Origin of the sequence: Nocardioides ferulae (genome assembly GCF_003660455.1) — a bacterium.
Lineage (GTDB): Bacteria > Actinomycetota > Actinomycetes > Propionibacteriales > Nocardioidaceae > Nocardioides > Nocardioides ferulae.
The window spans coordinates 491,537-511,951 of sequence record NZ_QZVR01000001.1 but is presented as its reverse complement, the minus strand read 5'-3'; the positions used below and the strand labels follow the sequence as shown (position 1 = coordinate 511,951).

General features: G+C 69.7%; 21 protein-coding genes and 2 pseudogenes. 6 read left to right on the top strand and 17 right to left on the bottom strand.

Translation table 11 applies throughout. The features are described 5' to 3' along the window. Nucleotides 1–176: 176 nt before the first annotated feature. The 8 genes and pseudogenes from D6B71_RS23295 to D6B71_RS02420 all read right to left on the bottom strand — a co-directional run bounded on the left by D6B71_RS23295 (nucleotide 177) and on the right by D6B71_RS02420 (nucleotide 5,446). Nucleotides 177–671, bottom strand: a complete 495-nt coding sequence (locus tag D6B71_RS23295) for a hypothetical protein (RefSeq protein WP_240641002.1) — start codon at nucleotides 669–671, stop codon at nucleotides 177–179. After that, on the bottom strand, nucleotides 668–1,099 hold the full coding sequence (locus tag D6B71_RS22455) for a hypothetical protein (RefSeq protein WP_126688178.1): 432 nt from the start codon (nucleotides 1,097–1,099) through the stop codon (nucleotides 668–670). Before D6B71_RS22455 ends, D6B71_RS23295 begins: the two co-directional genes overlap by 4 nt. Before the next feature lie 122 nt (nucleotides 1,100–1,221). Beyond that, nucleotides 1,222–1,548: pseudogene (locus D6B71_RS23030) on the bottom strand (IS1634 family transposase); the annotation flags it as partial. Between the two features lie 13 nt (nucleotides 1,549–1,561). Continuing rightward, nucleotides 1,562–3,067 (bottom strand): recombinase XerD, encoded by a 1,506-nt coding sequence (locus D6B71_RS02440; RefSeq protein WP_121251597.1) that lies wholly within the window; start codon nucleotides 3,065–3,067, stop codon nucleotides 1,562–1,564. 14 nt (nucleotides 3,068–3,081) lie between these two features. After that, a complete protein-coding gene (locus tag D6B71_RS02435; protein ID WP_121251595.1) occupies nucleotides 3,082–3,414 on the bottom strand; it encodes a helix-turn-helix domain-containing protein in 333 nt (110 codons plus the stop codon). Continuing rightward, a complete protein-coding gene (locus D6B71_RS02430) occupies nucleotides 3,411–4,448 on the bottom strand; it encodes a tyrosine-type recombinase/integrase (RefSeq protein ID WP_206051508.1) in 1,038 nt (345 codons plus the stop codon). The genes D6B71_RS02435 and D6B71_RS02430 overlap by 4 nt, the downstream gene beginning before the upstream one ends. A gap of 498 nt (nucleotides 4,449–4,946) precedes the next feature. Beyond that, nucleotides 4,947–5,204, bottom strand: coding sequence for a Txe/YoeB family addiction module toxin (locus tag D6B71_RS02425; protein ID WP_121251591.1), 258 nt, complete (start codon nucleotides 5,202–5,204; stop codon nucleotides 4,947–4,949). Next, nucleotides 5,201–5,446: a type II toxin-antitoxin system Phd/YefM family antitoxin gene (locus D6B71_RS02420; RefSeq protein ID WP_121251589.1), complete on the bottom strand. Its 246-nt coding sequence runs from the start codon at nucleotides 5,444–5,446 to the stop codon at nucleotides 5,201–5,203. Before D6B71_RS02420 ends, D6B71_RS02425 begins: the two co-directional genes overlap by 4 nt. A gap of 366 nt (nucleotides 5,447–5,812) precedes the next feature. Between D6B71_RS02420 and D6B71_RS23880 the strand changes: the two are divergent. The 3 genes and pseudogenes from D6B71_RS23880 to D6B71_RS02410 form a co-directional block, all read left to right on the top strand. Further along, nucleotides 5,813–6,004 (top strand): annotated as a pseudogene (locus D6B71_RS23880) (histidine phosphatase family protein); the annotation flags it as partial. A gap of 76 nt (nucleotides 6,005–6,080) precedes the next feature. Next, nucleotides 6,081–6,437 carry a histidine phosphatase family protein gene (locus D6B71_RS23290; RefSeq protein WP_420846283.1) on the top strand — a complete coding sequence of 119 codons (357 nt, stop codon included), beginning with the start codon at nucleotides 6,081–6,083 and terminating at the stop codon, nucleotides 6,435–6,437. A 323-nt stretch (nucleotides 6,438–6,760) separates the two neighbouring features. Further along, the gene (locus D6B71_RS02410; RefSeq protein ID WP_121251587.1) at nucleotides 6,761–7,231 is read left to right on the top strand and encodes a GNAT family N-acetyltransferase; all 471 of its coding nucleotides are present in this window, start codon (nucleotides 6,761–6,763) and stop codon (nucleotides 7,229–7,231) included. 8 nt (nucleotides 7,232–7,239) lie between these two features. On the opposite strand, the gene D6B71_RS02405 is transcribed toward D6B71_RS02410, so the two are convergent. From D6B71_RS02405 to D6B71_RS02390, 4 genes are all read right to left on the bottom strand, one after another. After that, nucleotides 7,240–7,716 carry a TspO/MBR family protein gene (locus tag D6B71_RS02405; RefSeq protein ID WP_121251585.1) on the bottom strand — a complete coding sequence of 159 codons (477 nt, stop codon included), beginning with the start codon at nucleotides 7,714–7,716 and terminating at the stop codon, nucleotides 7,240–7,242. A gap of 34 nt (nucleotides 7,717–7,750) precedes the next feature. Continuing rightward, nucleotides 7,751–8,419, bottom strand: coding sequence for a maleylpyruvate isomerase N-terminal domain-containing protein (locus D6B71_RS02400; protein WP_164519502.1), 669 nt, complete (start codon nucleotides 8,417–8,419; stop codon nucleotides 7,751–7,753). Nucleotides 8,420–8,451: 32 nt separating this feature from the next. Continuing rightward, nucleotides 8,452–9,267, bottom strand: a complete 816-nt coding sequence (locus D6B71_RS02395; protein WP_121251582.1) for an arginase family protein — start codon at nucleotides 9,265–9,267, stop codon at nucleotides 8,452–8,454. Nucleotides 9,268–9,445: 178 nt separating this feature from the next. Then, nucleotides 9,446–10,699 (bottom strand): IS256 family transposase, encoded by a 1,254-nt coding sequence (locus D6B71_RS02390; protein WP_121251580.1) that lies wholly within the window; start codon nucleotides 10,697–10,699, stop codon nucleotides 9,446–9,448. Here D6B71_RS02390 and D6B71_RS02385 point away from each other — a divergent pair. Beyond that, the gene (locus tag D6B71_RS02385; protein ID WP_121251578.1) at nucleotides 10,685–11,662 is read left to right on the top strand and encodes an ArgP/LysG family DNA-binding transcriptional regulator; all 978 of its coding nucleotides are present in this window, start codon (nucleotides 10,685–10,687) and stop codon (nucleotides 11,660–11,662) included. The genes D6B71_RS02390 and D6B71_RS02385 overlap by 15 nt on opposite strands. Before the next feature lie 58 nt (nucleotides 11,663–11,720). On the opposite strand, the gene D6B71_RS02380 is transcribed toward D6B71_RS02385, so the two are convergent. Genes D6B71_RS02380 through D6B71_RS02370 form a run of 3 tightly spaced genes read right to left on the bottom strand, consistent with a single transcriptional unit; the run spans nucleotide 11,721 to nucleotide 14,992 of the window. After that, nucleotides 11,721–14,078 carry an ATP-binding cassette domain-containing protein gene (locus tag D6B71_RS02380; RefSeq protein ID WP_121251576.1) on the bottom strand — a complete coding sequence of 786 codons (2,358 nt, stop codon included), beginning with the start codon at nucleotides 14,076–14,078 and terminating at the stop codon, nucleotides 11,721–11,723. A gap of 45 nt (nucleotides 14,079–14,123) precedes the next feature. Then, the gene (locus tag D6B71_RS02375; RefSeq protein ID WP_121251574.1) at nucleotides 14,124–14,537 is read right to left on the bottom strand and encodes a VOC family protein; all 414 of its coding nucleotides are present in this window, start codon (nucleotides 14,535–14,537) and stop codon (nucleotides 14,124–14,126) included. Between the two features lie 20 nt (nucleotides 14,538–14,557). After that, nucleotides 14,558–14,992, bottom strand: coding sequence for a helix-turn-helix transcriptional regulator (locus D6B71_RS02370; RefSeq protein WP_121251572.1), 435 nt, complete (start codon nucleotides 14,990–14,992; stop codon nucleotides 14,558–14,560). A gap of 810 nt (nucleotides 14,993–15,802) precedes the next feature. Here D6B71_RS02370 and D6B71_RS22565 point away from each other — a divergent pair. Beyond that, nucleotides 15,803–15,955, top strand: a complete 153-nt coding sequence (locus D6B71_RS22565; RefSeq protein ID WP_164519500.1) for a hypothetical protein — start codon at nucleotides 15,803–15,805, stop codon at nucleotides 15,953–15,955. Nucleotides 15,956–15,962: 7 nt separating this feature from the next. Here D6B71_RS22565 and D6B71_RS02365 read toward each other — a convergent pair whose 3' ends face one another. Both D6B71_RS02365 and D6B71_RS02360 read right to left on the bottom strand, forming a co-directional pair. Continuing rightward, complete coding sequence (locus D6B71_RS02365; protein WP_121251570.1) at nucleotides 15,963–17,681, bottom strand: alkaline phosphatase D family protein; 1,719 nt, start codon at nucleotides 17,679–17,681, stop codon at nucleotides 15,963–15,965. A gap of 10 nt (nucleotides 17,682–17,691) precedes the next feature. Beyond that, entirely contained in the window at nucleotides 17,692–18,717 is a 1,026-nt protein-coding gene (locus D6B71_RS02360; protein WP_121251568.1) for a zinc-dependent alcohol dehydrogenase family protein, read from the bottom strand. A gap of 143 nt (nucleotides 18,718–18,860) precedes the next feature. Between D6B71_RS02360 and D6B71_RS02355 the strand changes: the two genes are divergently transcribed. Then, nucleotides 18,861–20,387 (top strand): helix-turn-helix domain-containing protein, encoded by a 1,527-nt coding sequence (locus D6B71_RS02355; protein WP_121251907.1) that lies wholly within the window; start codon nucleotides 18,861–18,863, stop codon nucleotides 20,385–20,387. Nucleotides 20,388–20,415: the final 28 nt, after the last annotated feature.

Genomic DNA, 20,415 nt, shown 5'->3' with positions numbered 1-20,415 from the left:
ACCGACCCCCCGTCACGGGGTTCCTCTGGAGGAGCCGCAGCGTGTCGTCATCGACGCCGCGGGGGTGGCGCCGGTCGGCGCCTTCCTACTCGGCGCCCACATCTCCGAACAACGGTCGTCGGCGATGCTCTTGCTCGCGTGTTGGGGTATCTCGGCCTCGTCCGGCGTCGATGAACCTACTTGCCCTTCGGCTCCGACCCGGCCTCGCCCGCCTGGAGGGTGAAGGTGTCGATCTGTCGACCCTCCAATGTGTATACCGGAATGGTCACCCCGCCGTCAGTAAGCATCTGGTCCTGCCAGGCCAGCGCTTCCTCCGGGGTGGCGAAGTCGGGCCCGTACAGGTCATCCCGGGTCACAAAGCCGGACTGTCCGGAGTCGCCGACCACCGCGATTAGGTCGGGCGCTTCAGAGACGGAGGACGCCATCGCGTCCGATCCGTAAGTCTGACCCGCGGCGTTGACCGGGTAGTCGGAGGTTGCCCATTTCTCGCCAGGGTCTTGTTTCTTGTCCGGGGCGACTTCTTCCCCAGAGTCTTGGGCGGCGTGCACGCCTGCGACTGGCGGCCACCCGCTTGCAGTCGCTAAAGCGAATCCGGTTACGCCTGCCGCAATAAACGCCCCCGCCATGAAGGCGATAGTACGTCGAGTAATAGCCCGGTCCATCCTGCTCATAGCGGTCCAATGTTGACGGTCCGGAACGTCTGCACACGCTCGTATCCGTCGCCGCTCCAAGTCTCGGTAAAGCCCTTTGAGTAGATGTAGCCTCCGCAATTGCTGTCGAAGGTAACGGTGAAGTAGTCGGTGGCGTTGGAGTTGTAACGAGTGACCGAGGCTGAACAAAGTGTTCCGCTGTCCCAGTAGACCCTGGCTCTGGCCCCGAGCTTTCCGGGTGAAGCATCACCGTGGGAGTTTCTTCCCAAGATCGTCGTGGAGTCGCTCGAGTCGTACATCAGCGCACGGTTTTGATAGTCAACCGTGTTGGTCTGGAAGTACTTGATGTCGGATGCAACAACCGCAGCGTAGGCGTGCGGCCCACCCGCACCAACCAGTACGCCTAGCGCCGCCCCCACCGCAACAGCGCGGAACGTGCTCCTGTTCACAAGGCCTCCTTGCAACAGCGAAGGCGCTCCGCTGCGTCAAATGATTCTGACACGCAGAAGTCGCCGCAAGCAATGCTTCGGCAGATCAGTTCGCTTACGTGGTGTACGACGGGTGATCTTTCGTCGTCGTCGGGGCCGAGCGCGGGTGGGATCGTGGTGATCACGCCGTTGATCTCGGCCGTGGCTGCGCGCAGTGGTCGGAGGGTGCGGAGGACCCGGCGCAGCGACAACCCGGTCCGGTCCTGCACCGCCCAGGAGACCGCGAGCGCGGTGAACACGATGGTCAGGTGTGCCTCGATCGCGTCGCGGGTGCGGGCGAACATCGGCCGCGCTCGGTTGGACATGAGGAACGACTGCTCGACCCACCACAAATCGTGGCAGCTGCCGATCACCCCGCCCGGCGGCATGAGGTTGGCGGGGATGTTGGTGACGTAGCCCTTGAGCCCTGAAGCAGTGGGCCGCTCACGGGGATCCGATAGCTCGACCCGCGTAACGCGCCCACGGCTCAGCAGCCTTGTCGGCGTGGAGGAAGGCGACTTGGGGGCTGTAGCCGAGTGCGTCGGCGACGAGCGAGGGTGGGCACTCGAGTACGAGTTCGCCGATCGCACGGTTGCGGGCGCCCAGGAGGTTGACGCCCAGGTCGCGCAGGCGATCCATGACAGTGTTCGGATGCAGGTGCCGCCCAGCCAGGGTGCTCGGAAAGAGCCATGGGCTGTCAGGACCGGCGCCGGTACGCAGGTTCGGGCGTTCCGCGAGGTGCTCCCTGATCAGCGACGCGAACGGCTCGGGGACGTCGGTCGGATGCGTGCCGAGGGCGATGCTCATGCCGAAATCGGAGTCGTCGACGATGCTGGTTGGGAAGGTGACGACCTTCACCAGCGGCTGGGCGTACAGCAGCAGGAGCATCCCCGCGACTCGGTAGGGGAGTGACTCGCTAGCGCCGGCAAGGAGCTCGTGGATCCAAGCGAGCCGCTGGTCTTGACTCAGCGATGGACTGGTCTTCGCTGATCGGTGCTGAACGGTGACCGCCGCGTTGAGTCGCGACTTCTTCGCCACGACGAAGAATGTCCTGATCGCGCTGCGCGTCGTCGGCCCGGTGGCCAGCCATTCGTCGACGTCCTGCTGCGTGCAACTGGCGGCAGTGCGCTGATAGGTGTCGTGGAGCCAGACGAGGAACTTCACCGTTTCGGTGATCTCCTGCTTCGCGGAGTGGACCGGCCCTCGCGTGGGTGCGCCAGCCGCAGCCTTGGCACGGATGCGGCGGAGGTGATGCCAAGTGGCAAAGTTCTGAACAGGTTGTCGTACTTCGTCGGGCAGCCGGTCGAGCTTGGCTTCGATCCAGCCCTCGAAGCGGGAAAGGTAGGGGTCGCGCTGGGGGAGTAGTCCATGGTGCTGCAGGAGCGCACGCAGATGCTCGGCCTGTTTGCCGGGTACGCAGTCCAGGCCCTCGTGCGTCGCAGTGATGGTGCCGTGACCGAGGCCGCGAAGCAGCTCCTGGACCTTGGTTGAACGCTTCCAGACGAGGATCGATTCGGGCCTGTCCGAGGCGCAGAGAGCGTCGACCAGGCCGACGAGAGCTGGGTCGCTTGGCGCCCCGCCGAGCAGCCCGTGGAGGTCGTCGCGCAGGGCGCAGCGGACGCAGAGTCGTCCGCGATGCCGCGCTGCTTCGACGTCGCAGCGCTCGCAGTGGAAGTCGACCGGGATTTCAGCGCAGGTCGAGCAGATCGGCTTGCCGTCGGTGGCGCGCCTGCCCGGTAGGAGCCGATCTTGGAGGCACTCAGGGCAGGTTCCGCGGGTGTGGACGGCGTCGTAGTAGCAGATGTTGCAGAGTCGGCCTTCCGGCCAGTTGGCTGCGAGCCTGGGGATGTTCCGGCTACAGCGAGCACAGGGATCCTCGCGTGTACTCGTGGCGCGAGGGCGGCCCCGGGCGGTCGAGCGAGGGGAGAGGCCAGTCGGCTTCGGCTCCATCGATGCTCCTGGCGCTACTCGTCGAGGATGTTGGCGCGCCGTGGCCGCACCGAGCGGTCGAGCGATACGACGTTCGGTGGGGAGGCGGTGCCTGTCTTGCGTGCGCGCACATCGGTCGCGGTCGTCGTGAACAGGTCAGTCGACTGGCACTCGAAGATGTCGCACAGCGCCGCGATCAACATCAGGGAGACGCGCTCCGGCCGCTGGTTGACCAGCCGGTACACCTGCGGTCGAGACAGATTGATGTCGCGCTCGGCCAGCAGAGGTATGAGGTCCGTGGTGTTGTGCAGACCGCGAGCTGCCATCAGCTCGGCCAGCCGCCACGTGTAGTCGACCTTGCGCCTCATGATCCGCCGTCCTCAACTGTCCGTGCCATGGCTTCCTTCACCGTACGGTCCAGCGCGGCTCTCAGCGTGGAGCGCCTGAACTCGTCGGAGACGAAGTGGTAGATGCCGGTCGTTGCCCCGTGCTCGTGGCCCATCTGGTCCTGGACGAAGCGGGGGTCCCAGCCGGCCTCGAGTAGGTGGGTGGCGTAGGAGCGACGGAAGGAGTGGAGATCGAGGCCATCGGAGAACCCCAACTCTTCGCAGTAGCGCCGGACCCGTCGGATGAGCGTCGACTCGACGACCAGTCCGCCTCGTTCGCTGGGGAAGAGGTCCAAGGTGCCGGGGTCACCGCGACCATTGGCGAGCCAGTCCTCGATGATGCCGGGTGTCCAACGCCAGACGGTGAGGACGCTGCGGGGCTTGTGCGGGGATGACCGTTTCGCCTTGCCGTAGCGGACCTTGCAGACGCCGAACGGTCCGAACTCGCGGGCGTGGGGGTTGCGGGCGAAGTCGACCGTTTGTAGGTGCCTCAGTTCGTTGAACCGGAGCCCGTAGCCGTACGCGATCTTTATCATGACCGCGTCCCGGTAGGCGGCTTGCCAGCCCTTGCGGCCGGACTTGCCGATCCGTTCGACCTCGTCGTCGGCATGGTCGAACAAGGCGCTGATCTCTTCACGGGTGTACGGCCGCTTCGTCGGACGCCGGTCGTACTCCTGGACGTGGGGAGCGGTGTTCCAGTCGAAGAAGACTTGCGCGGGGTGGGTGCCGAAGAACCGCTCGCAGACTACGTCGAACCCGTAGTCGGGGTTGCTGATGTAGCTGGTGAAGGCACGTAACGCGGAGTGGTAGCCGCGCAGCGTCGAGTGGGCAACGTGCTTCTGGGTGCGCAGGTCGGCCGAGAACTCTTCGACGTGCGTGGGCGTCCAGTGCCACGGGTCTTCGTTGACGTGACTGATGAAGCGTTCCACCATCCGGAGCCGCTGGTCGATGGTCGCGAACTGCAGGTTGCGAGACAGTTGCTGGTTGCGCCAGCCCTCGAGCATCTTCTGGAGCACCTGCTCGTCGGGCCGGAGGACCGGCACCGACTCGACCAGGCGGACCCGTCCGGAGCCATCAACCTGCATCGAGATCCTCCCAAGAATCTGGTTTCATCCAGTGATTCCATGATGCATCCAATGAGACGTCCTCTGTGTTTGCGCAGGTCAACGGCGTGTTGCTGTGGCGGCGCAACGCGTGGCCGTTCCGCCGCAAACGCACGATTTGACGCCGTCGCGTCGACGTTCGGTGCTGCGTTTCCGCTGGTCAGAGCTGGGTTCGGTCCGGCCGGCGGGGCAGTGGGGTCAGCCGCCCGCGATTGATTCATCCGATGCAATACGCAGACTAACAGTTGACATAATGTCACTTATCGGCGATGGGGTACCGACCCATCACCTGCCCGCCCGGCCGCAGCGTGCCGAGCCGCCGCCATCCGGAGCGCAAGTACAAGCGCACTGCGGGGTCAGACCAGTCGATCGGCGGGGAGCACAGCCCTCTTGTCGAGCAGACCCGCTGCGTCACTTGTAATGGAATCGCGCCTGCAGGACGACGAGGTCCTCGCCGTCGACCAGGTACACCAGCCGGTGCTCCTCGGTGATCCGACGGGACCACGCACCGGCGAAGATGTGTCGCAACGGCTCTGGCTTGCCAATGCCGGTGGCCGGGTCCCTCAGCGCATCATCGATGAGCCGGTTGATTCGCTTGAGAACCTGCCGATCGGCTTGGAGCCAGTGCTTGTAGTCGTCCCAGCCGTGCGAGGTGAAGACGAGCCTCACTCCGCGAGCTCGTGCTCGTGCCGATCACCCGACCTGGCCTGTTGAAGACTCTCGAGAAGGCGCTTCGCATTGGCCGGTACCCGCAACAGATAGGCCGTCTCCTCCAAGGCAGCGAACTCCTCGGCCGAGATCAGCACGGCGTTGCCGCGGCGCGACGTGATCTCCACTGCGACGCGGTCGTTGTTGACCTTCTCGATCAGCGGAAAGAGCTGCTTGCGCGCCTCGCTTGCAGTGACTGACATGAGACCCCCTCCAGAGTGGTACCAGATGACGGTACCACTCGCCCACTCACTCGCGGTGCGCGTCGTAGGCGGCATACTGACGCGGCCGGCTTCCCGGACGCCCTGCGGGCGCCCTCGAGCAGATCGGCGTCCACCGTCGTGCTCAGGCGTATGCGACTCGTGCCACCAGCAGTCGGAGGTCTGCCTAGGAGCGAATCGTGCCGGGCTCTGGCTCGGGATAGAACGCCCACGACCCGTACATGAGGGCGCCGTTGACGACCGTCAGGATGACGCCGGTCAGCGCTGTGCCCGCCCGCAGGCCCCAGGTCTCCCGCGGCGCGGCGGGAGGATCTGGGCTGCTCCGTGGCCCCGACGGGCCGTGGTTGGATGCCGGGCATGTCGGTACGCCACCTCTACCTCACGCGGCACGCCGAGCCGGGCGACGATGGCAGGCTGACCGAACGGGGTGTCCGTCAGGCCGAGCTGCTGGGGCAGCGACTGTCGATGGTGCGCTTCGCATCGGTCCAGCACGGCCCGCTGCCGAGGACGACGCAGACGGCGGAGCACGTGGCCCGGCACCTCGACTACCCGGGGCCGGTCGCCGAGCTCGAGGCGGCCGGGAACTACGTCCCCTACCTGCCGCTCCCCCGACGAGATCGACCCGGCGTACCGCCCCCGCGCGCTGGCCTTCCTGGGTGGCGTCTCGTCGGAGGAGGCGGCTCGGGGGGCCCAGCTCGCGGGCGCGGCCGTCCGGATGCTCGCCGGACCGGGGCAGGGTGAGGAGGACAGCCACCACCTCGTGGTGACCCACGCCTTCACCATCGGATGGCTCGTCCGCCATGCGTACGCCGCCCCGTCGTGGCGCTGGCTGGGGATCGACCACGCCCACGCCGCACTGACGGTGCTGCGGCACTCCCCTGACCGGCCGCCTGCCGTGATGGTCTTCAACGACATGTCGCACCTGCCCGCCGAGCTTCGGTGGACCGGGTTCCCCGATGACCTGAAGGTCTGATCCGCTCCCCCGCCCGTGGACGATCGGGTTCAGCGGACCCGCCGGCCTCAGTCGCCGTGGGCGGCCGGCCACAGCTGCCACACGCCCGGCGCGCACCGACCGCGACCTGCCCACCGGCGTCCACCAGGGTCCGGGCGACGGCGGCCCCGATGCCCGCGCTGGCGCCGGTGATCACGGTCGTCGTGCCGTGGATGGATCGGGTGACGGGACGAGACATCGAAGGCCTCCTGGGTGGCAGTGGGTGATCCTCCCAGCAACCTAGTCCTGCTCCTCGGCGCGGCCCGTGCAGGTCCCTGAACAGGGCCCCGACTAGCCTCAGCCGGGTGAGCGACCGGATCGTGCGGAGAGCGACGACGACGGACGTGGACGCGCTGGTGTGGCTGCGCGCGGAGATGTTCGCCGCGATGGGCGTGCCCGAGAGCGAAGCGCCGTGGCGCAGCCACGCCCACCGGTGGTTCTCCGACCGGGTCGACGACGCCGACTACTGCCTCGTGGTGGTCGAGGTGGACGGCGAGATCGTGAGCTGTGCGGTGGGGGCCGTCCGCGACGCTGCCCCCTCGCCCGCCGTGCCGGACGGTCGCGACATCCTCGTGAGCAACGTCGCCACCGCACCCGCCCATCGTCGCCGCGGGCACGGCCGGGCGGCGTTCGACGAGGTCATGACTTGGGCTCACCGAACCGGCGTCGGGCGCGCCGAGCTGATGGCCACCGCGGTGGGGCGAGAAATGTACGTGCGGGCGGGGTTCGCCGACACGGCCTTCCCCGCCATGCGCGCCCCCCTGGGTGGGGGCTGAACGACTGCTCAGCCGTTGCGGCGCCGGATCGCCTCGCTGAGCACGGTCGCGAAGCCGCACCACAGGGCGTACGGCGCGAGCGCGAGGCCCAGCTTCGGGTCTGCCTGGCCGCTGCGACGGGCCAGGTCGGCGCTGCTGACCGCCAGCGCGCCGGCCACCGCGGTGGCGGCCGGCAACCGACGCGCGCTGAAGAACACCCAGGTCCAGGACGCGTTGAGCGCCAGATTCACGGCGAGCGCCCGCCGGTAGGCGCGGGCGGCCTCGGGGCTCTCCTGCTCGAGCCGGTCGATCGCGCTGGCCGACGCGACGGCGATGTCGGCGTACAACGCGGTCCAGACGACCGAGAACACCTCGGCCGGCGGCTGGAAGTCGGGCTTGTCGAGCTTGCGGTACCACCGGCTCCGAGTGTTCTGGCTGGCCAGGGAGCCGATCGCCGCGGTCGCGCCCGTGGCGGTGGAGGTGGACAGCAGGGTGCGCAGGCGCATGGCCTCGACGCTAGCGGGGCCGCCAAGCGGGTTGTCAGCCCAGCGCGGGAAGGCGGTCGGTCAGCACACCGAGCCCGGCCGGGACGGGGCACCGTCCGGTGCCGATCAGCACGGCCTCGACGTCCGGCCACTGTCCTGGCAGCGACTCACCCACGAGTGACTCGATGCTCGTCCTCGCGATGCGCAGAGCAGCGCCGGGGGCAGGCTCACCGCCGTCCAGGTCGAGGTCAAGGTGGTGCACGACGCCCTCGACGGCCCACACCGCCAGGAAGTCACCCGCGGCGAAGACATGGGTGTCCCACAGGTAGCGCCCCTCGGCACACCGCGAGACGCCGCGCAGCAGCGCGGCCCCGACGTCGCGGAGCTGGGCAGTCGCCGAGGACGGTCGGGCGAAAGCCGCCGTGCGGCGCCGCTGGGACATCAGCGCTGGGATCGGGTCGTTGCTGGCGTACTGCTCGGCGAACGCGGGCCAGTACGTCGCCGCGTCCACGGTCGGCTCGGACTCGATGGGCGACACCAGTCCGCCGAGCATCTCCTGCCAGCCGGCGATCACGTGCACCACCACGTCGAGAAGCGTCCACCCGTGGCAGCGCGACGGCGCAAGCAGGTCGTGCTCGCTCAGATCGTCGACCGCGCGCAAGAACGCCTCGATCGACTCCGCGCAGGCAGTCCGGCCGGTCTCCAGGTCGACGGTGAGGTCCATGGTGGCGACCATAGTGGTCCCCGCCGACGCCGTCATGGCGCCAGGAGTGGGCGGAGTGCGGCGACCAAGTCGGTGGCATCGTGCGTGCCGGGCCCCTCCCACTCGGCGATCTCGACACCGACCACCGGGCCGGCGGCTGCCAGCTCGGCGGTCACGTCGGCCAACTGCTCCAGTCCGAGCCCCGCGGGCTCGCGATAGTCGGTGCGGAACAGACCGGGCTCGAGCACATCGCAGTCGAGGTGGAAGACCACCGGCCGGCCGGCGACCAACTCCCCCACCCGCGCGCCGGTCACCTCCCCCGGCGGGACCACCGGGATGCCGTGCTCCTCGATGGCCCTCTGCTCGGGCCCGTCGATCGAGCGAGTGCCCACCAGCACGAGCCGGTCCGGGGTGAGCCCTGCACCGAAGCCGGAGTCCCACCAACCCAACGGCCCCGAGACCGCCATCCCGCCGAGGTAGTCGGTGGGGCTAGCACCCGGCACATTGAGGTCGGCGTGGGCGTCCAGCCACACGACGACGGCGTCCGGGTGCGCCTCCATCACCCTCGGCAGGGTGGCCAGGCTCACCGCACAGCGCCCGTGGACACAGACCGGGCGGTGCCCCGCGGCCAGCTGGGCGCCGACCGCTCCGGCGTACTCGGCCAGGTGCGGCCGCGCGGCAGCCAAGTGCTCGCCGCTGCTCAGCGTCCGGGCCTCGAAGCCGACGCCGAACAGTCGACCGGGGCGACCCGTCGCCTGGGTGACCGCCTCGAGCAGCGGCGGCACGGAGCGATTCGGACGGTCGTTGTGGTCGCCGGCGGGGCCCCGGTAGCCCAGGACCTGAGGCCTGCTGGTGGGTGAGGTCGTCATGCCACCGACGTTAGGCACCGCTGAGGTTCAGGTGAAGCGCGAAGAACGGTAGAGGGTTTAGGTTGCCTGAATGAGACCCTCGCTCCCCCAACTCCAGGCCCTGGTGGCGGTCGTCGACCAGCAGAGCTTCGGGTCAAGTCCCGGGTAGTGGTGTAGTGCTGCGTTCCTTCTCTTGGGTCTAGGCAGTGAGGGCGGGCAGTTGCTCAGCTCCGATCTCGGTGTCGGTGTCGGTGTCGGGGACGAGGTTGACGCGGCAGCGGGCGAGGAGGTCGAGTCCGAGGTAGCGGCGGCCTTCGGCCCATTCGTCGGTCTGCTCGGCCAGGACCGCTCCGACCAGGCGCACGATGGCGCCACGGGTGGGGAAAATCCCCACGGCGTCGGTGCGGCGCCGGATCTCGCGGTTGAGCCGCTCGGCGGGGTTGTTGGACCAGATCTGGGTCCACACGTCCTTGGGGAACTCGGTGAACGCGAGGATGTCGCCGCGGGCGGTGTCGAGGTGGTCATGGACCTCGGGCAGCTTGCCCTCGACGTAGTCCAGGAGCCGGTCGAACTGGGCGTGGACCGCGGGCCGGTCGGGCTGGTCGTAGACCGAGTGCAGCATCGCCTTCACCGCAGGCCACATCGCTTTCGGGGTCACCGACATCAGGTTCGCTGCGTAGTGGGTGCGGCACCGCTGCCACGACGCACCCGGGAGGTTCGCTGCAACCGCCTCGACCAGACCTTGGTGGGCATCGGAGGTGACCAGCCGGACCCCGGTCAGGCCGCGGGCGACCAGGTCAGCGAAGAACTCATTCCACGCCGCACCGGTCTCACTCGTGGCCACCCGCATGCCGAGGACCTCACGGTGACCGTCGCCGTTGACCCCAGTGGCCAGCAGCACGACGGCGTTGATCACCCGCCCGCCCTCGCGGACCTTCATCGTCAACGCGTCAGCAGAGACGAACGTGAACGGTCCCGCAGCGTCGAGGGGGCGGTGGCGGAACTCCTCGACGTGCTCATCCAGCTCGGCGGCCATCCGGGAGACCTGCGACTTCGACAGGGAGTCGATGCCCAGGGTCTTGACCAGCTTGTCCATCCGCCGGGTGCTGACGCCGGCGAGGTAGCAGTCGGCCACCACCGTGATCAGCGCGGACTCCGAGCGCTTGCGGCGCTCCAACAGCCACTCGGGGAAGTAGGTGCCCTTGCGCAGCTTCGGGATCGCCACGTCGATCGTGCCGACCCGCGTATCCAACGGGCGCCGACGGTAGCCATTGCGCTGCGCCGTGCGGCCCGGCGTGGACTGTCCGTACTCCGCGCCCACGACGGCGTCGGCATCCGCGGACAGCAGGGCGTTGATGATCGTCTGCAGCAACGAGCGCATCAGGTCGGGGCTGGCCTCGGCGAGGGCTTCGCCGAGCAGGCCGGCAGGGTCGACAATGTGTGGTGCGGTCATCGTGATGACTCCGTTCGAGGGTTCTGTCAGAAGGTTCACTCGAAGGATCACGCGGTGGCCGCATCTACGTCTTCCGTACACGCCGGTGACGATCTCGGCGACCGCGCTACACCACTATCGGGGACTCAACTGAGCTTCGACGCCGCCGCGCGGTCACTGCACGTCTCGGTGAGTGCGCTCAGCCAGCGTCTGACCGGGCTCGAGCGCTCGGTCGGACACCCCGTGGTGACGCGGGGACGGCCGGTCCGGGTCACCGAGCCCGGGCGAGCGGTGCTGAAGCTGGCCCGCGAGATCGACTGGCTGCTGACCGAGCACGAACGCTCGGCCGGGCGCCCGACGACGCTCACCCTCGCCGTCAACGCCGACTCGTTGTCGACCTGGTTCGCACCGATGCTGCGCTGGTTCGCGCGGGCCGAGGTGCTGATCGACCTGCGGATCGAGGACCAGGACCGCACCGCCCAGCTGCTGGAACGCGCCGAGGTGGTGGCGGCGGTGTCGACCCGGGCCGAACCGCCGACCGGCTGCCGGGCAGCGCCACTGGGCCGGATGCGCTACCTGCCCGCCTGCGCTCCCGAGCTGCTTCCCCCGGACGGGTTGCCCGCCGACGGACTCACCGAGTGGCTGGCCGACACCCCCACCCTGCGCTTCGACGCCGACGACGCCCTCCCCGACGCGTTCGCGCAGCTACAGGGTCTCTCCCCCGGCAGGCTCCGCGCCCACCTGGTGCCCTCCAACCGGGAGTACCTCGACGCCGTGCGGGCCGGGCTCGGCTGGAGCGTGCTGCCCGAGGCCCAGGTCGCCGACGACCTGGTCACCGGCCGGCTGGTGCGACTGCCCACCGAGGCCACCGTCGACGTCGCGCTCCACTGGCATCGCTGGCGGGTCGGCTCCGACCTGCTCGACGCCATGGACGACGAGGTACGCCGCTGCGCCGCCCGGGCGCTGCACGGCTATCCGGGGTGACCGCCGGCCGGGTCTCGGCAAGCTCGACCACTGAGTCGGCAGGCTCGACCACCGAGTGTCAGCGGCCGACGTAGTCGGCGAGGTGCTGACCGGTGAGCGTGGCCCGCGAGGCGACCAGGTCGGCAGGGGTGCCCTCGAAGACCACGCGACCGCCGTCGTGGCCGGCGCCGGGGCCGAGGTCGATGATCCAGTCGGCATGCGCCATCACCGCCTGGTGGTGCTCGATGACCAGCACCGAACGGCCACCGTCGACCAGCCGGTCCAGCAGCCCCAGGAGCTGCTCCACATCGGCCAGGTGCAGCCCGGTGGTCGGCTCGTCGAGCACGTAGACCTCCGCCTTCTCGGCCATCTGGGTGGCGAGCTTCAGCCGCTGCCGCTCACCGCCGGACAGCGTGGTCAGCGGCTGCCCGAGGGTCAGGTAGCCGAGTCCGACGTCGCTGAGGCGGTCCAGGATCTTGTGCGCGGCCGGCACGCGTGAGTCTCCGTCGGCGAAGAACTCCAGGGCCTCGGTCACCGGCATCGCCAACACCTGCGCGATGTCCCGGCACCCCAGCTTGTGCTCGAGCACCGCCGCCAGGAAGCGCCGTCCCTCGCACTCCTCGCACGGCGACTCCACGGTGGCCATCACCCCGAGCTCGGTGAAGATCACCCCGGCCCCGTTGCAGGTGGAGCAGGCACCCTCGGAGTTCGAGCTGAACAACGCCGGCTTCACGCCGTTCGCCTTGGCGAACGCCTTGCGGATCGGCTCGAGCAGACCGGTGTAGGTCGCGGGGTTGCTGCGCCGGGAGCCGCGGATCGCGCCCTGGTCGATCACGACCACCCCGTCGCGGCCGGCGACCGAGCCGTCGATGAGCGAGCTCTTGCCCGACCCGGCCACCCCGGTGACGACGCACAGCAGGCCGAGGGGGATGTCGACGTCGACGTCCTGGAGGTTGTGCGTGGCCGCCCCGCGCACCTCGAGCACACCCGCGGCCGCGCGCACCGACGGCTTCAGCACCGCACGGTCGTCGAGGTGCCGGCCGGTCACGGTGTCGCTCTTGCGCAGCCCCTCGACGTCGCCCTCGAAGCAGACCCGGCCGCCGGCGGAGCCGGCACCCGGGCCCAGGTCGACCACGTGGTCGGCGATGGCGATCGTCTCGGGCTTGTGCTCGACCACGAGCACGGTGTTGCCCTTGTCGCGCAGCCGCAGCAGCAGTCCGTTCATCCGGGCGATGTCGTGGGGGTGCAGGCCGATCGTCGGCTCGTCGAAGACGTAGGTGACGTCGGTGAGCGAGGAGCCCAGGTGGCGGATCATCTTCGCGCGCTGCGCCTCTCCCCCGGACAGCGTGCCCGAGGGCCGCTCCAGGGAGAGGTAGCCGAGCCCGATCTCGGTGAACGAGTCGAGCAGGTGCTGCAGCCCGGCCAGCAGCGGGGCCACCGACGGCTCGTCGAGCTCGCGCACCCAGGCGGCGAGGTCGCTGATCTGCATCGCGCACAGGTCGGCGATGCTCTGGCCGGCGATCTTCGACGCGCGCACCTCGGGCGTCAGCCGGGTCCCCTCGCAGTCGGGGCAGGTCTGGAAGGTGACCGCGCGCTCGACGAAGCGGCGTACGTGCGGCTGCATCGCCTCGGGGTCCTTCGAGAGCATGGACTTCTGGATCTTCGGGATGATGCCCTCGAAGGTGAGGTTGACCCCCTCCACCTTGATCTTGGTCGGCTCCGCGAAAAGCATCGTGTCGAGCTGCTTCTTGGTGAAGCTCTCGATGGGCTTGTCCATCGGCAGCCCCACGCCTTCGAACAGGGGTCCGTACCACCCGTCCATCGAGTAGCCGGGCACGGTCAGGGCGCCGTCGGCGAGCGACTTCGAGGCGTCGTACAGCGCGGTGCGGTCGATGTCGCTGACGTTGCCCATGCCTTCGCAGCGCGGGCACATGCCCCCCAGATAGACCGCTTCGCGCACCACCTTCTTCTCGACCCGGCCACCCTTCTCGGTCGTCATCACGCCGCCGGCCCTGCGGGTGGGCACGTTGAACGAGAACGCGGTGGGCGGACCGACGTGCGGCCGCCCGAGCCGGCTGTAGAGGATGCGCAGCATCGCGTTGGCGTCGGTGACCGTGCCGACCGTGGAGCGCGGGTTGGCGCCCATCCGCTCCTGGTCGACGATGATCGCGGTGGTCAGCCCGTCGAGCAGATCCACCTCGGGCCGGGCCAGCGTCGGCATGAAGCCCTGGACGAACGCGCTGTAGGTCTCGTTGATCAGCCGCTGCGACTCCGCGGCGATCGTCTCGAAGACCAGCGAGCTCTTGCCCGAGCCGGAGACGCCGGTGAACACGGTCAGCCGCCGCTTGGGCACCTCGACGCTGATGTCCTTGAGATTGTTGACCCGGGCGCCGACGACCCGGATCAGGTCGTGGCTGTCGGCTGCGTGAGCGGGCAAAGCTGGTCTCCTTCGGGTGGGGACGGGCGGGCCGGGACGCTCAGCTCAGGCGACCTCGTTGATGCGCAGCAGGTTGCCGGCCGGGTCGCGGAAGGCGCAGTCGCGCACGCCGTAGGGCTGGTCCATCGGCTCCTGGAGGACGTCGGCGCCGCTGTCGACCAGCTTCTTGAACAGCCCGTCGAGGTCGTCGGTCGCCAGGGTGAGCGCGGCGCCGTAGGAGCCCTTCGCGATCAGCTCGAGGATCGTGCGCCGTTCGTCGTCGCTCAGGCCGGGGTCGGCCGCCGGCGGAGTGAGCACCAGCGCGGGCGCCGCCTGGTCGGGCGGCCCCACCGTGATCCAGCGCATACCTTCGTAGCCGACGTCGTTGCGGACGTCGAAGCCCAGCGTGTCGCGGTAGAACGCCAGCGAGGCGTCGGGGTCGGTGTGCGGGAGGAAGGTGTAGTGGATGGTGATGTTCATGTGCGCGACGCTAGCGGCGCTCATCGGCCCAGTGCTTCTCGATTCCTGACCGGTCTGGTGACCTGCTTGGCCAGGCAGTGCGGGATGCCGGCGGCCTCGGCGCCGGCCGCTGCTCGGTAGGCGCTCGGCGACATCCCGACCAGCTCGCTGAACCGGGTGCTGAAGGTGCCCAGTGAGGAGCATCCGACGGCGAAGCACACCTCGGTCACGCTCAGGTCGCCCCGGCGCAGCAGCGTCTTGGCCCGCTCGATCCGGCGGGTCATCAGGTAGGAGTACGGCGACTCGCCGTAGGCCCGCTTGAACTCGCGGCTCAGGTGCCCGGCGGACAGGTGCACGCCTCGGGCGAGGGACTCGACGTCGAGGGGCTGGGCGTAGTCGCGGTCGATCCGGTCCCGCACGCGGCGCAGCAGGGCGAGATCACGGAGGCGTTGCGCGTCTGCGGGGATGCTGGCCACCCGCCCGATGCTGCCAGGTCGCGCCCTCCTTGCCTACGGTCCGCGCCCCGCCCGATCAGGGCGTACGCCGCTGTGGCCGCCAGGGCCAGCGCGGACAGGGCGTAGGCGTTGCCGGCCGACTGCTGCCAGGCCGTCCAGTGCAGCTCGCGCCCCTCTGTCTCGGGCGGCCACCAGATCGAGCGGCTCGCGAAGACGGCGGTCCAGGACCCGGCCAACCACCAGCGGGCGCGGCTCTCCCGCGCGAGCAGCAGCAGAGTGACAGGGGGACGAAGAGCACGGCCGCGAACGGCGGGTAGGTGAACGGGAGCCCGGAGGCCGGGTCCTCGGTGTCGTAGAGGCTGTTGCCGTGCAGGATGCTGGTGGCCCCGAACCGGTAGACACCCAGGTCGATGAAGCCACCGCTCAGGGCCGCGGCGAGTGCCGTGCCGATCCCCACCACCACCGCCACGGCTGCCACGGCTGCCACCTGGGGGTTCGAGTACGCCGGCATCCGCCCTCCTGTCGGTCTCGTCGGCTCTGACCCGGACGGCTGGCCGGACTCGGCACGGTAGACAGCCGGCACGGCTCGGCGGTGAACGCCCGGTCAACGCCCGTCGGCGAGCGGACGCCCCGGCGTGCTCGCGAGCGCACGCCTGATCAGCTGCGGGCCGTGTGCGAGTCCCGGGCTGCCGGGCTGACGGGAGCACCTGCGCTCCTCCTCCGTCAGGGCCGACTCCATGGCCTGTTCTGACTACGTCTGCTCACGCCACGGCGGTTCTGCCCGATCAGGAGGCAAGGGACTCCTAACGTCAGGATCTCCAGGAGGAGACCATGTGGGACACCGTCCAGAGCAGCGACCACCCGTTGAGCCACGACATGCCGTGCCCGCGGTGCGGCCACGCCCGTCACACGTTCCTGGCCTGCTCCGACCGCTGTGACTGCCAGCCGGTCGACGTGCCGGACCGGGTGCTCGTCCGCCGCTGAGCCCCGCTCACCCGTCGGCCTTCCCCTGCTCGACGCTGGCGACCCGGCGCAACCGGGGACGGTCGTCGCGACCGTCGACCACCTCGCCGGTGGACCACCACAGGCGCAGGCGCTCCCCGTGGATCTCGAGCACCGCGAGGTTGTTGTCGTACCAGGGCCCCTTCGTGAGCCTCCAGTGAAGGGGTGAGGCCGGCACCCGCCCCCGAAGCAGCCTGCCGGTCGGCCTGGCCGTGCCGTGCGAGGCCAGCGCGGTCGCCGCCCGCATCACTCCCGGCAGCGGGTTGCGGATCGGCGAGCAGACGGCCTGCAGGATGGGTGCGGTGCGCGATCGCAGCGCCGGGTCCGCAGGCCAGGCCTCGGCGACGTAGCTGTGGTGGACGTCGCCGGACAGGAACGTCACCGACGACGGCGCCCGGCCGCGGGCGCCGGAGGCGGTCTCCACGACCATTCGCCCGACGCGCACGAACCCCTCGCCGAAGGCCGCCCAGTGCTCGAGGTCGACGGCCTGCCGGAGCCACTCCCCCAGCTTCGCGGGCAGCCGTCCGAAGCTCCCCTCGGCCAGCGCCTCGCTGAACGCCTCGGCGTGGTGCAGGGCCGGGGCCAGCAGGAACGGCAACGAGGTGCCGATCAGCAGGTGATCGACGTCGCCGCGCAGCTGCTCGTCGAGCCAGTCCATCTCGGCCTGGTCGAGCATCGAGCGGTGCTCGGGGTCCAGCACCCGGCCGGCGCGGGAGTCCACCACGACCAGCCGGGCCTGGGTGTCGAACTCGCGGGCGAAGCTCCACCGGTAGCAGGCGGGGTCCTGGTCCGCGCGCTCGGCGAGATCGTCGAGCGCGGTGCTCAGGTCGAGCTCACCGGGCCCGCGGTGGCTCTTGACCCGCTGCCAGAGCGGGTCGGCGGCTCGCTCGGCGGGGCCCAGATTGCCCAGGTGCTGGTAGATCCAGTAGGACGCCAGACCACCCACGATGCGGTCATGCCACCAGGTGGTCGACTCCATCTTGCGACGCCAGTCCAGGCTGGTGTTCCAGTCGTCGCGGACGTCGTGGTCGTCGAAGATCATCGCGCTCGGCAGCGTGGAGAGCAGCCACCGGTTGGCGTCCTCGGTCCACGCCAGGCGGTAGAGGTGGGCGTACTCCTCGAAGTCCTTCAGCTCGTACCACGGCGCCTGCTCCGGGTCGCGGCGCTGCTCGATGAAGGCCCGCATCTCCTCGCTGGTCTCGTCGGCGTAGACCTGGTCGCCGAGGAAGAGGACCAGGTCGGGCCACCGGTCGTCGGGCTGGCTGTGACTCTCGTCGGTGGTGATCCCGGCCATCCGCAGCGCGTAGGCACGCAGCGCGTCGACGCCGTGCTGGTCGTTGCCGGCCGCGTCGTGGGAGACGCTGACCCGGCAGGACCCGAACGCCATGCGCAGCGGCTTGCCGGGCTCGAGCGTCGCGATCAGGGACGGGCCGTACGGCGTGCCCTCGGGCGGCCACACCTGCTCGCCGTCGACGTCGACGGCGTAGGCGCTCTTGCTGCCCGGAGCCAGCCCGTCGAGCTCGACCAGGGCGTAGTGGTGGCCGTGGGCGGCGAAGGTCCGTGCCTCGGCCACGTGGGCGGCCCGGTCGAGAGCCTCCGGCGCACCCGCCCGGACCCGGACGGTGGCGGCGCCGTCGGTCTCCACCCAGATCGCGGCGGACGTGGCGTCGACGTAGCGCAGCAGCGGGCCCAGCCGCAGCCGGTTCATCGGCGGCCGCTCACGGCTCCACCAGCACCTTGATCGCGCGGCGCTCGTCCATCATCCGGTAGCCCTCGGCCACCTCGTCGAGCGGCACCGTCGCGTCGAAGACCAGGCCGGGCTCGATGCGGCCCTCGCGGACCAGGTCGAGCAGCTCGGGCAGGTAGCGCCGCACCGGGGCCATCCCACCCGCCAGCCCGACGTTCTTGCTGAACATCGTGCGGACCGGCAGCTCCACCCCGTGCGGGACGCCGACGAAGCCGACCGTCGATCCGGGACGGGCGACAGCGAAGGCGGTCTTCATGGCGGCGTCGGTGCCCACGCACTCCAGCACGGCGTCGGCGCCGATGCCGTCGGTGATCTCCTTGACCGCCGCACCGCCCTCGCGGCCGCGCTCGGCGACCACGTGGGTCGCACCGAACCTGCGGGCGAGCTGCTGGCGCGGCTCGTGGCGCGACATCGCGATCACCTTCTCGGCGCCCATGGTGGCCGCGGCGAGGACGCCGCACAGACCCACCGCGCCGTCGCCGATCACCACGGCCGTGCCGCCGGGGCGGACCCCCGCAGAGACGGCGGCGTGCCACCCGGTGGGCATCACGTCGGAGAGCGTCAGCAGCGACGGCACCAGCGCGGGGTCGGGGGTCGCGCCGACGTCGGGGACGGCGACCAGAGAGCCGTCGGCCTGGGTGACCCGGGCGAACTCGGCCTGCCCGCTCACGGTCATGCCGAGGTTCACGCACCCCGACTGGGCGCCGGCAAGGCAGTGCGGGCAGGTGTTGTCGCAGTGGTCGAACGGCACGATCACGAAGTCGCCCGGCCGGAACGAGCGGACGTCGGTGCCGACCTCCTCGACCACGCCGATGCACTCGTGGCCGATGGTCTGTCCGGGCGTGATGTCGTTCTCGCCGCGGTAGGGCCACAGGTCGGAGCCGCAGATGCAGCCCGCGGTGACCCGCACGATCGCGTCGGTGGGCAGCTCGAGGACGGGATCGGGGACCTCGGAGACCCGGATGTCGCCGGGGGCGTGGATGGTGGTGGCGCGCATACCTCGCATCTTTCCACCGTCGCCGTGCGTCCAACCCCCGGGCGGCCGCCTCTCCCCTGGGCCAGCCTCACCGACCGCCGCGCGCAGGACTCGCCAGCTCGCGATTTGAACCTCTATCTCACATGTGAGTTACCGTGAACGACATGAGTGCCGACTATCTCGCCCGCATCGGCAACCTGATCCGGGACGCCCGCAAGCACCGTGGTCTGACCCAGCACCAGCTGGCCGAGCTGCTGGCCACCAGTCAGTCCGCGATCAACCGCATCGAGAAGGGGCACCAGAACCTCTCCTTGGAGATGATCGCCCGCATCGGCGCGGCCCTCGACTCCGAGATCGTCGCGCTCGGCGCCGGCCCCACCCACCTGCGGGTCACCGGCCCGACCACGCTCTCGGGCAGCATCGACGTCAAGACCTCGAAGAACGCCGGGGTGGCGCTGCTGTGCGCCTCGCTGCTCAACCGCGGCCGCACCACCCTGCGCCGGGTGGCCCGGATCGAGGAGGTGAACCGACTGCTGGAGGTGCTCGGCAGTCTCGGGGTGCAGACCCGGTGGCTCAACGACGACAACGACCTCGAGATCGTGCCGCCCAAGCACCTCGACCTCGACGACATCGACGTCGCCGCCGCGCGGCGTACCCGCTCGGTGATCATGTTCCTCGGCCCCCTGCTGCATCGGGCCGACGACTTCGCGCTGCCCTACGCCGGCGGCTGCAACCTCGGCACCCGCACCGTCGAGCCGCACATGGCCGCGCTGCGCCCGTTCGGCCTCGAGGTGAAGGCCACCGAGGGCTCCTACAACGCGCAGGTCAACCGCGCGATCGAGCCCACCCGCCCGATCGTCCTCACCGAGCGCGGCGACACCGTCACCGAGAACGCGCTGATGGCGGCCGCACTGCACCCGGGCACCACCGTGATCCGCAACGCCTCGTCGAACTACATGGTCCAGGACCTCTGCTTCTTCCTGCAGCGTCTCGGCGTCGCGGTCGACGGCGTCGGCACCACGACGCTGACCGTCACCGGGGTCACCGAGATCGACGTGGACGTCGACTACGCGCCGTCCGAGGACCCCATCGAGGCCATGTCGCTGCTGGCCGCGGCCATCGTGACCCGGTCCTCGATCACGATCCGGCGGGTGCCGATCGAGTTCCTCGAGATCGAGCTGGCCACGCTCGAGGAGATGGGCTTCCGCTACGACCGGTCCGAGGAGTACGTCGCGCGCAACGGCCACACCCGGCTGGTCGACATCACCACCCAGCCCAGCGAGCTGCACGCGCCGCTGGACAAGATCCACCCGATGCCGTTCCCGGGGCTCAACATCGACAACCTGCCGTTCTTCGCGGTGATCGCGGCCGTGGCCGAGGGCCAGACGCTGCTGCACGACTGGGTCTACGAGAACCGCGCGATCTACCTCACCGAGCTCAACAAGCTCGGCGGTCAGGTCAAGCTGCTCGACCCGCACCGGGTGATGATCGAGGGGCCGACCCACTTCTCGGGCGCCGAGGTGGTCTGCCCACCGGCCCTGCGGCCGGCCGTGGTGATCCTGCTCGCGATGCTCGCCTCCAAGGGAACCTCGGTGCTGCGTTCGACCTACGTCATCCACCGCGGCTACGAGGACCTCGCGGAGCGGCTGAACACGCTGGGCGCGAGCATCGAGACCTTCCGCGATATCTGATCCGGAGGCGGCGGGCATCCGCGACCGG